This is a genomic window from Alcanivorax sp. (assembly GCF_014762765.1).
Classification (GTDB): Bacteria; Pseudomonadota; Gammaproteobacteria; order Pseudomonadales; family Alcanivoracaceae; genus Alcanivorax.
Window position 1 is genome coordinate 1 of record NZ_JABURH010000123.1, and the last position, 10518, is coordinate 10518.

A 10518-nucleotide genomic window follows, 5' to 3' on the forward strand; every position below is an offset into this window, starting at 1 on the left:
AAAGGTTGGGAAGTTCCCGAGATCTCGTCATTTCTACGAAGCCGCTGTAGGAACGGAGCGTAGCGGAGTAACGCACGTAGTTCCGTGCGGCCCGAAGGGTGAGCGAAGCGAATAACACCTCTTGAGGTGCGAACCGCGCTTGCGCGGAAATCGTCCGCAGGGCGATCAGGAATCTCAAGGCTCGACAGGTTCCAGAAAGAATGGTGGTCAGACCTTGATCTTTGTCGCCTCGCTCCGCTCGGTTCGCGGCTCGAGAGCCGCTCCTACAGCAGGCAAGGTGCGATTCGAACAGCTTCCCTTTACTCCTGAATCGGCATCCAGCCGTTTTCCGAGTCCCGGAAGGTAATTACCCGCTGCCGCTGGAAGGTATCCCCCTTCTTGAAATTGCCATGCTCCATGCGCAGGGCGCTGAGGGTCATGATCATGGCGAAGCGATCCATGCCGGACAGATCTTCATTGCCCTTGATCTTGTCGGTATAGCCGCTCAGGTCATCTCTGGCTTTCAGCTGGTAATCCACCTCCAGGGTGTAGCGGCCGTCGCCGTCATCGTAACCGTTGCGCTTTTCCACATCGGTCACCGACAGCAGGCCGGACAGATGAGCGTTGTCCAGTTCCACTTCCAGCGCTTTACGGGCATCACCCGCATCCGGAGTACGGCTGCAGGCCGCCAGCAGGGTGGCGAGGAGGAGGGCAGAAAAAGCGCGAAGATAAACAGACATGGCCGGGCATCCTTGTGGTTCTGGAACCGACACTCTAGCACTGCTTTCGGTCAGCTCTGAAGTATCGTTTTGGAAAGGTGGACACCCTCCGGGAAATCCTCAAGGATAGAGTGATCAAGGATGGCCATTGCGAGGACTGAGTCTGTGTCAGAGAAGCTGTTTCGTCGACTTTTATTGCTGGTAGCCCTGGGCTTTTGTGTGGTGTTTGCGGTACTGATTATCCCGCCGCTGCTGGCCAATCCGGATATTGTTGCCGCTGCTGCCGGCGGTTTTGTGAATCCCTTTGCTGCGGGTTACGCCACCGATGTGATCCTGTGCTGGGTGGTGCTCGCCATCTGGGTGATCTTCGAGCGCCAGCGCTACCAGATTCGCGGTGGCTGGCTGGCGTTGCTGCTGGGGGTGGTGCCCGGGGTTGCGGTGGGCTTTGCCCTCTATCTGCTGATGCGCCAGCGCCAGCTCAAGGGCTCCGGTATCGTCTGACAGCGCGGTGCTACCCGCTGATACGGATTCGCAAGGCTGCTATACTCGCGCCTCGCAAATATCCAGTCAGAGTCGGAACCCCATGAGCCTGCAAGACCAGGTGGCCAAGCGCCGCACCTTCGCGATCATTTCGCACCCGGACGCCGGTAAAACCACCATTACCGAAAAGCTGCTGCTGTACGGAAACCTGATCCAGAGCGCCGGTACCGTGAAGGGCAAGAAGTCCGGCAAACACGCCACCTCCGACTGGATGGAGATGGAGAAGGAGCGGGGCATTTCCGTGACCACCTCGGTGATGCAGTTTCCCTACAAGGGGGCCACGGTCAACCTGCTGGATACCCCCGGCCACGCCGACTTCTCCGAAGATACCTATCGCACCCTCACCGCCGTGGATTCGGCGTTGATGGTGATTGATGCCGCCAAGGGCGTGGAGGAGCGGACCGTCAAACTGATGGAAGTGTGCCGCCTGCGGGACACGCCGATCCTGACCTTCATCAACAAGCTGGACCGGGATGTCCGCGACGGCATTGAAGTGCTGGATGAAATCGAGGACGTGCTCAAGATCGAGTGTGCCCCGGTGACCTGGCCCATCGGTATGGGCAAGAGCTTCAAGGGCGTCTATAACCTGCTCACCGACACCACCGTTCTCTACAAGACGGGCCAGGGCCACACCGTGCAGGACGTGCGCGAAGTGAAAGGGCTGGACAATCCTGAGCTGGACCAGGCCGTCGGCGCGGACTACGCGGAAGAACTGCGCGAGACACTGGAACTGGTGCAGGGGGCCAGCCACGAATTCGACCTGGAGCGTTTTCTGGCCGGCAAGCTGACCCCGGTGTTCTTCGGTACCGCCCTGGGCAACTTCGGTGTGGATCACATGCTTGATGGTCTGGTGAACTGGGCGCCGCCGCCCCAGCCCCGGGACGCCACCGCACGTACGGTGGCCGCCGACGAACCCAAGATGACCGGCTTCGTGTTCAAGATCCAGGCGAACATGGACCCCCGTCACCGGGACCGTATTGCCTTCATGCGCATCTGTTCCGGCAAGTACCAGAAAGGGATCAAGCTCAAACAGGTACGCACCGGCAAGGACGTGCGCATCCCCGATGCGTTGACCTTCCTGGCCGGTGAGCGGGACAACGTGGATGAGGCTTTCTCCGGCGATATCATCGGCCTGCACAATCACGGCACCATCCAGATCGGGGATACCTTCACCGAAGGGGAAGAACTGGCGTTCACTGGTATTCCCCACTTCGCCCCGGAACTGTTCCAGCGCGTGGTGCTCAACGATCCGCTGAAGAGCAAGCAGCTGCACAAGGGACTGACCCAGCTGGCGGAAGAGGGGGCCACCCAGGTGTTCTTCCCGCTGCGTAACAACGACGTGATTCTTGGCGCCGTGGGCACCCTGCAGTTCGATGTGGTGGCAGCGCGGCTGAAAGGCGAATACGGCGTGGATTGCCGCTATGAGCCGGTGAGTGTGGCCACCGCCCGCTGGATCGAAGCCGACAGTGATAAAGAACTGGCGGCCTTTGAACGCAAGGCCTACGACAACCTGTCCCGCGATGGCGCCGGTCACCTGACCTATCTGGCGCCGACCCGGGTGAACCTGCAGCTGGCCCAGGAACGCCATCCGGAGATTCTGTTCCGCGAAACCCGGGAAATTTCCTGATAACGGGGCGCATGCCTGCCCCATCGCGAGCCTGCGGCGTGCCAGTTCCGGGGCGCCAATGGGCTTGCGGTGGTGTATTGAGCATGGCTTTCATGGCGCGAGGCTGCTCATCGGGTGACATTATTTTTCATTAACCCGGGTATTCCCCGCTGCCGGGTTGTCGCGATCCTTTCCGCAAGCGGGTAAACTCTCGGCCTGTTTCGGCCCCACCTCACAAGGGTACTGTCGAAGCTCAAGACCCCGGCTACCCGCCGGGGTTTTTTATTGGGCGGATGCGCCCGGGGCCCGGGCAACATGCTCATCAGTGCCCACCTGTTGTTCCGGTGCAAACGACCGGTTGTGCGGTAGGCGGTGGGTAACAGGGGCGGTATCATCTCCATGGCCGTTGCTGCCAACGCGACACGGACAGGCGACGGTTTCTCAATGGCCGGCCAACCAGGACACCGGAATCATGGACGTAAAAGCCGCTGAAGCCTACCTGCTGAGCAAGCCGGAAGCGCGCAAGGATTTTCCCTTTGGGCCGGATGTGGCGGTCATGAAAGTCCGTGACAAGATGTTCGCGACGCTGAGTGAAGAGCAGGGCGAAGGGCGCATGAATCTCAAATGTGACCCGGACCAGGCCCAGGCGCTGCGGGATATTTTCGCGGCGGTGACTCCCGGTTACCACATGAACAAGAAACACTGGAATACCCTCAAGCTGGATGGCTCCATCCCGCGCGGGGAAATCGAGCGCATGATCGACCATTCCTACGCCCTGGTGGTGGGCGGCTTGCCGAAAAAAGTGCGCGAAGGCATGGCGGTCCGGCACGGCCGTGAGGCACTCTACGGACAACAGGAACAGGAGCGTTAACGGTGGCAGTGATTATTGGTGGTCTGATCGTTATCTGGCTTGGCCTTGGCATGGGCGGCGCCGTTCTGCGCTGGCTGGGCATTGAGCTGCATTACCCGGCTCGATTGGCGGCCCCCTTGTTGCTGGCAGTACTGGAGACCGTGCTGTTCCTGGTGTTTGTACCCGGCACCGACTTGCTGCCGGAAACCTGGGATTGGCCCATGGCTGGCGGCCTGGTTGCCGCCGCCTGGTTGATCAATGGAGCGGTCTCTGGCCTCGACTGGCACCGCAACCGCCCGGTGAAAGAATCCCCGGCGACGGAATAGATCCTCGTTTTCTGTAGGAGCGTCGCTTGCGGCGCGATAACCCAGCGCATGGAATCGCGCCGCAAGCGGCGCTCCTACTGGGGCCTTTGCGATTACAAAGAACGCGCCTTGTTTTTCCTCAGTGTCCTCTGTGCCCTCTGTGGTAAAAAAATCGCCTTTGCCCTAAAAACTGCTCCACCCGGTAAATTCCATTACCCGGTACACCCAGTACTTCCAGCTTGCTTCGTCCGCGTACACCCCGTAATCGGTACTGTGCTTCTCCCCGTCACGATTGTCCCAGCGTCTGGCAAAGGCGGATCGGGCATTCACCATGAATGCGTGATCCGTTTTCGCCAGCACCCGCACGCTGCTTTCCAGGTTCAGGTTGTCCAGATTGCGGCGGGTGAAATTGGCGGAGCCGATGATCACTTCCGAGCGTTCAGCGCCTCTGCGCAACAACATCTTGGTATGGCACTGCTCGCCCTGGGTGTTGCACCAGCGCACTGTAATGCCCGCTGCATGGAGTTCTGCGCCCACCTGGCGGTTGGGGATGCCGTTTTTCTGGCGGCCGAACGCATCCTTGTTGGGGTCCAGCAACACGCGTACGGCAACGCCTCGCTCATGGGCTGCCAATAGCGCCTTCACCAGGGGGCGGTGGGACAGGTAGAACACCGACACATCCAGCGCTTCACCGCGCTGGCTGCGGGACACGGCGGCCAGCAAGGCGTCGCGGATGGCGCCCTCGGTGAGTACCTGCAGCTGGGCGGCGGTGGTGTCCGCTGTGGGGCCGGTGGGGACGGGCGGCAGATTCGGGAGCGGAACGCCTGCCATGCGAACCACCGCCAGTTCGCTGTCCAGCAGTTCCGCCACGGCCGGACCCTGGAAAGTGAGGCCCAGATTGCTGTGGGCACTGCTGGCGTCGTGGGGGTTGGCGGTGGTGACCAGAGCGGTCCACCGGTCGCCTTCATCCACCACCAGGGTCTTGCGGTGGTTGGCCTTGAAATTGAGCAAGGTCAGGTAGCTGCGCAGGGTGACCTGGCCGGGCCCCATGGGGTTGGGCAGCCAGCCCCCCTCGTTGCTGTTGCCCAGCCACTGACAGCAGATCCGCCAGATCCCGGACCAGCTCGGATTGGAGTCGCGTAACCGTGGCAGGGGCGTGGTGGCCACCACCACCCCGGCGTTTTCCAGGCGCTCCAGGTGCTCGCTGTGCAGGCCGCCGTAGAGGGTGTTGATGGGATCGGTGATCAGGACAACGGGCAGATCCGGTTGCTGCTGTTTCTTGGCCACCAGTGCCCGGGTCAGCTGCTCGGACAGGGGCCGGTAACTGGCATCATCGGCGCCCTGAAAGGCGCTGAACAAGAACATGTCCACCACCACCAGTTGCCGGGCCTGTTCGATCAACCGCAGGGCCTCGTCGAAAATGCGCTGACGCATGCCCCGGCCGCCATCGGCGGTTTCCCAGGTGTCATCCACCAGCAGATTCAGCCCCATGGCAGGGAGCAGCGGTGATTCATGGGCGAGACCGTCCGGCAGGGGTTTGTACCGGTGCCAGAGGGCGGTGCAGGCGATCAGCGCCAGCAGCAAGAGCAGGGCAAGTTTCAGTCGGATCATGGGCGGTCCATCCAGAGGTTGCGGCTACCTTAACAGCCTGGCTCGTGGGGCTGAACCTTGGCGGATCATGGTGTGGTACATTCGTGCAACATTCTGCAAAGAATGTCCCCTCCTGTTAACTATCGCGCAACCGCACATCAACAGTAACTCGACCCCCGGTCCTCGAGAATGGGTTAACACTGATGTTAATAACAATAAGCCGGTCAGCGCGCCGGCCTGGAGTCTCCCATGAAATCCCTGTCTCGTTTGCTGGCGGCCGTCCTGGTAGCCCTGTTGGCGGCTTGTGGTGGTGGCGGTTCGTCGTCGTCGCCGGCGGCCAGTAATCCGGTTCCGAATACCCCCGATCCGGACCTTCCCGAAACGCCGCAGGCGGGGGAAGGCGATATCCGTGTGCTGTCCAATCGCGCGGACCTGATCAGCGGCGGTGATGCGCTGGTGGAAATTACCGCTGACGATAGCGCCCTGTTGAGCGGGGCAAAGGTCATGCTGGGCGATCGGGAGGTGACCGAGCACTTGACGGCAACCAGCGAGGGCACCCTCAAGGGCTTGCTGGAAGGCATGGCGCTGGGGGCCAACACGGTCACCGTGGTGCTGGCCGATGCGTCGGTGCTGGAGCGACAGATCATCAACCACCCCAGCGGCGGTCCGGTGTTTTCCGGGCCCCAGCTGCAGCCCTGGCAGTGCACCAATGAACAGGCGGTGGATGCCCAGTGTAATCAGCCGCCGGAATACACCTTTCAGTATGTGCCGGCCAACAAGCTGGAAAACCTGCTGACCAACTTTGATCCGGAAAACCCCGGCTTGCCGCAAGCCTTCCAGCCCTATGACCCGGCAAATCCGCCTGCCGATGACAGCATTGCCCGCATTACCACGGATGAAGGCATGGAAATGCCCTTTATCGTGCGCATGGAAGAAGGGGTCATGAATCGTGACCGTTACCTGATCATGACGCTCTATCAACCGGATCAGCCCTGGACCGCCCTGGACCCGCAACCGCAATGGAACGGCAAGCTGCTGATTCATCATGGCGGTAACGTGGGCGTCAGTTATGGCATGGGGGAGGTGCCCCGTGGTGATATCGCCGGCACTGCCCCCGCGGGCGCCGAGCTGTTGCTGGGTGACAGCATCACTACCGCCCTGGCGCGGGGGTTCATGACCCTGTCCACGGCCCAGGCCAACCTGGGGCATAACGCCAATCTGGCAACCGCGGCGGAGTCCCTGATGATGGGGAAAGAGCGGATCATCGAACAGTATGGGGAAATCCGTTACACCATCGGCACCGGTTGTTCCGGTGGTTCCATTACCCAGCACCACGTGGCCAATGCCTACCCGGGCATTTATCAGGGCCTGATCGTGCAATGCTCCTACCCGGATGTCTGGACCACCGCCACCCAGTTCGCGGACTACAACCTGCTCAGTAATTACTTCGGCAACCAGCTGCCTACCGATCCGCAAGGGTTTCAGGAGGTGGTTACCTCGCTGCTGACCTCCGGGGTGATTCCGGCCGCGCAGTGGTCCGCCTTCTATGGCCACTTGCCCTTGAATCCGGTGGTCTCTGACCTGGCATTCTTTCCGTCCGCCTACCCGGACCAGGAGGATTGCCCGGGTCTGCAGGAAGGGGTGGCGGTCTATGACGCCGAGTCGCAGCCGGACGGACTGCGGTGCGGCTTGCTGGATTACATGATCAACCAGTTTGGGCCCCGTGACCCGTCGGTATGGACCCGCAATGAACAGCTGCTCGGTCGCGGTTTTGGTGGTATTCCGCTGGATAATGTGGGCGTCCAGTATGGGTTGAAAGCATTGCAGAACGGGGTGATCAGCGGCGAGCAGTTTCTCAGGGTGAATCGGGAAATCGGCGGTTTGAGTGTGGATATCGACTATCAGGCCGAGCGCACCGTGGCTGACCCGCAAGCCTTGCGAAATGCCTACCGGACCGGCGCCATCAACACCGCTGAGCATCTGGCCAATGTGCCGATCATTGATCTGCGTGGCCCGGACCCGGGCATTGCCCATGATGCCTACCATTCCTGGCAGATGCGTGCGCGGCTGGAGCAGACCCAGGGTCACGCCGATAATCATGTGATCTGGTATGGCCCGGCGCCGCTGTTTGGCGATACGGTTTTCACCACCGAAGCCCTGCTGGTCATGGACCTGTGGCTGTCCGGCATCGAGCAGGATGCCACGGCCACGCCGGTGGCCGAAAAGGTGATCGCCAACAAGCCGGTTTATGCCCGCGACCGGTGTCTTTCCGTATCGTCCCTGTTCGGCCCTGAAGGCCCCATCGTGCCGTTGACCGGCAATCTGTTGTACCCGGATCCAATCCTGCCGGGGCTGGATCTGTCCCTGCTGCCGCCGGCACCGGCGGAAGCCGGGGTGGTGGTGGATGCGCTCACCGGTCAGGTGTGTGGCCTGGATATCAGCGCGCTGCCGGTGGTGTCCGAGCTGCCGGTGCGGGGTGAGTTACTGGGCACCCTGGGTGAGTTGTTGGCACCGCTGACCGATCCGGTTCTGGGCCTGCAACAGACCGTGGTGCAGACCCGTTTCGGGACGCCACGGACCGTGGCCGGTGACAGCATCCAGACCCTGACCAACAAGTGCCAGCTGAAACCGGTGGATCCGGCGGATTACCCCACGGTGCTGGATCCGCAGGCTTTCGCGGACCAGGTGGCGGAGATCTTCCCGCAGGGCGTCTGCGATTACAGCAAGCCCGGCGAGGGGACCATGCCTACCCGGACCTGGTTGCAGTACGGTGATGCGCAGCAGGTCATTTACGGCGGTGCCCCCTTGGCTGATGGTATGGCCACCCGTCCTCAGGGCTGGGCGTCGCCGGCCTTCCAGGTGGAGATTCGCTGATCTTCAGTCGCTGGGGATGCTGAGTGACGAGTTGCGAAGACCGGGAAAGGTTTTCGTAACTCGTAACTCATACCTCGTTACTCACCCTTTCCCATCCGAGTAGCGCTAGAGATTGATTTGGTAAGCCGCCAGGCCGTTGTCGTCGTCAAAGGGCATGGTGGTGCCGCCATTGAGTTGCATCGCATCCCCGGTCAGCGTCACCGCTTCATCTCCCATTACCCCCTCGTTAAACCGGTATACCGGTTTGGGGGCTTCGTGCAGGCAGTGGTCGCGGAAACAGCTCTTGGCCTGCAACACCGTGTCACGGGCAGTTTGCCAATGGCTGATGGCTTTGCTGCCATGGCGTTGTTGCAACATGGCCTCGGTGACCCGAGCGGACAACGCCACAGCAGTGGCGTTGTTGCCTCCAAACCCCTTCGAGTTGATCAGGCTGGCTTGCAAGTCGTCGCGCGGGACGTGGTCCATGGCGAAGTCCAGGTGCTGGCGGTGCACATCACTGGCAATGTGGTCGATGGTGCGGATGCCCGGCAATATCCCTTGCGCGAAGCTACCCAGCGTCGCGGCCAGCTGGTCGCCGCCGGCACTGCCCAGGGAGTGTCCCACAAACGCCTTGATGGCTGTCACCGGCCACTGGCGGACACCGAAGGCCTCGGCCACCCGGTCCAGAATCACCGATTCGGTGACCCGGTTCTGGGGGGTGCCGGTACCGTGAGCATGAACAAAGCTGTGCTCGCGCAGGCCCTTCTCGCCGATCAGCTGACGGGTCAGGGCGGCGGCTTTACCCACGGTCAGGTAGTTACCCACGCCGGGGGCGGAAATGGATTTCTTGGCACCGTCCGCATGGATAAACACATCCGGCACGGCGCCGAGAATATCGGCACCCAGTTCCAGGGCCAGGGCATCATCCATCAGCACGGTGAACTGGGCGGACTCGGCCATGGTAAAGCCGCAGTTATCGGAAAACGGCCGGCAAGCGCGGCGCACATCCGCCTGTTGGGCACTGTCCAGAGCGGCCAGGTCCTGGTCTTCTGCCAGCGCACCCATGGCCCGGTACCCTTCCATGACTTCTGCCACCAGCGGGGCTTCGCTGGTGCCGACGATGGCCACCCGTACCTTGCCGCTGCGAATGGCCTGCACCCCTTTTTCCAGGTTGTAGAGGAAGGTGGCGCAGGCGCCCAGCATGCCGCCGGTGGTACCCACCGAGTGCAGCACATAGGCATTGAGAAAATCCGCGGTCATCTCGCCCAGTCCCAGCGGCACTTGTTTGGAGGTGATGCGCTGGCCGTTGGGCGGGAAGCGCATGACGCCGCCCAGGCCGTTGTCGTCCAGCTGGGACATGGCGTTGCTGGCGTAAACGGCGACCTGATCCGGGCGCACCTTGCCGGCCACGGTGGCCCAGTCCATGCCCAGATCCCCCAGCGCATCGCTGATGCCGAAGATGGCCATCTGCAGGGCCCGGGGGTGGTTGCGCGAGGCATACAGGGCGCCGGGATCGAAGCCGTCCGGCAATTGCCCGGCGGCGCTGACCCGGCGCGGGGCGTCATGGGGGACACGCAGATCCAGCCCCGCGGGCAGGGTGACCCGGCAGCGGCGTTTGTCGATAGGGGAGACCTGCCAGCCAGCGGGTAGCGGGTCAGGCAGGTCCATGTTGCGCATTTCCAGGGTAACGGGAATGTCGCTGGTGCCGCTGATGGCGGCGTGGAGACGGTGAGAACTGGGCAGGGCACGGATCAGGGTGGCGGCCAGCTGGCTGTCCGGGCTGCGACCGGTCAATTGGCCCAGCGAACGCAGGGTGTCCTGGCGGCCGGCATCCGGCAGGGCATCGAAAATCAGTCGCTGAAAGCCGAAATGCAGGGCGCTGCGGCCGGCCGCATTGATGCCGCCCATGGCGGTGATAACGGGTAATGCTGACATGGTGCTCCCGGGCCTGTGCCCAACCCAAAAAGGTGACTAGCCGGTCAGGGTACAGGTGAAATCCGGTTTTGCGTATACGACGGAGGGCGAATCCGGTCAGGAAAGTGCAACAGAGTTTGAAAGTGAAAGCGGATGTTTCGG

8 protein-coding genes are annotated in these 10518 nt (G+C 61.9%); 5 read left to right on the forward strand and 3 right to left on the reverse strand.

The annotated features are described in order from the left end of the window. Positions 1-299 precede the first annotated feature (299 nt). Positions 300-719, reverse strand: coding sequence for a hypothetical protein (locus HUJ17_RS07945; RefSeq protein WP_063508897.1), 420 nt, complete (start codon positions 717-719; stop codon positions 300-302). 144 nt (positions 720-863) lie between these two features. Between HUJ17_RS07945 and HUJ17_RS07950 the strand changes: the two genes are divergently transcribed. The 4 genes from HUJ17_RS07950 to HUJ17_RS07965 all read left to right on the forward strand — a co-directional run bounded on the left by HUJ17_RS07950 (position 864) and on the right by HUJ17_RS07965 (position 4020). After that, the gene (locus HUJ17_RS07950) at positions 864-1199 is read left to right on the forward strand and encodes a DUF2834 domain-containing protein (RefSeq protein ID WP_063508896.1); all 336 of its coding nucleotides are present in this window, start codon (positions 864-866) and stop codon (positions 1197-1199) included. Between the two features lie 82 nt (positions 1200-1281). Continuing rightward, positions 1282-2865 carry a peptide chain release factor 3 gene (gene prfC / locus HUJ17_RS07955; RefSeq protein ID WP_062816766.1) on the forward strand — a complete coding sequence of 528 codons (1584 nt, stop codon included), beginning with the start codon at positions 1282-1284 and terminating at the stop codon, positions 2863-2865. A 451-nt stretch (positions 2866-3316) separates the two neighbouring features. Then, positions 3317-3715: an MmcQ/YjbR family DNA-binding protein gene (locus HUJ17_RS07960; protein WP_290510192.1), complete on the forward strand. Its 399-nt coding sequence runs from the start codon at positions 3317-3319 to the stop codon at positions 3713-3715. A 2-nt stretch (positions 3716-3717) separates the two neighbouring features. Continuing rightward, positions 3718-4020: a hypothetical protein gene (locus tag HUJ17_RS07965; RefSeq protein WP_063509063.1), complete on the forward strand. Its 303-nt coding sequence runs from the start codon at positions 3718-3720 to the stop codon at positions 4018-4020. Between the two features lie 162 nt (positions 4021-4182). Here HUJ17_RS07965 and HUJ17_RS07970 read toward each other — a convergent pair whose 3' ends face one another. Further along, positions 4183-5610, reverse strand: a complete 1428-nt coding sequence (locus HUJ17_RS07970) for a phospholipase D family protein (RefSeq protein ID WP_290510193.1) — start codon at positions 5608-5610, stop codon at positions 4183-4185. A 228-nt stretch (positions 5611-5838) separates the two neighbouring features. Here HUJ17_RS07970 and HUJ17_RS07975 point away from each other — a divergent pair, with 228 nt between their 5' ends. Then, on the forward strand, positions 5839-8463 hold the full coding sequence (locus tag HUJ17_RS07975; RefSeq protein ID WP_290510194.1) for a DUF6351 family protein: 2625 nt from the start codon (positions 5839-5841) through the stop codon (positions 8461-8463). 105 nt (positions 8464-8568) lie between these two features. Here HUJ17_RS07975 and HUJ17_RS07980 read toward each other — a convergent pair whose 3' ends face one another. Further along, a complete protein-coding gene (locus HUJ17_RS07980) occupies positions 8569-10377 on the reverse strand; it encodes a beta-ketoacyl synthase (protein WP_290510195.1) in 1809 nt (602 codons plus the stop codon). Positions 10378-10518: the final 141 nt, after the last annotated feature.